The sequence below is a fragment of the Pseudomonas sp. SIMBA_068 genome (genome assembly GCF_046534705.1).
Classification (GTDB): domain Bacteria; phylum Pseudomonadota; class Gammaproteobacteria; order Pseudomonadales; family Pseudomonadaceae; genus Aquipseudomonas; species Aquipseudomonas putida.
Window position 1 is genome coordinate 1 of sequence record NZ_JAWRYI010001424.1, and the last position, 242, is coordinate 242.

1 protein-coding gene is annotated in these 242 nt (G+C 55.4%); it reads right to left on the reverse strand.

The features are described from left to right. Positions 1 to 242 (reverse strand): isocitrate/isopropylmalate family dehydrogenase (locus SB756_RS34315; protein WP_410913783.1); only part of this gene is annotated, 242 nt, incomplete at both ends.

Sequence of the window (242 nt, forward strand, 5' to 3'; positions counted from 1 at the left end):
GTATTCCACTGCCGCGCGCACCAGACGTTTGGTACCCGCTTCTGAACACGGCTTAACGCCGATACCGCACTGCTCAGGGAAGCGAATTTTCTTCACGCCCATCTCTTCGCGCAGGAACTTGATCACTTTGTCCGCTTCGGCAGAGCCCGCTTTCCACTCGATACCGGCATAGATATCTTCGGAGTTTTCACGGAAGATCACCATGTCGGTCTCTTCAGGACGTTTAACCGGGCTTGGCGTGC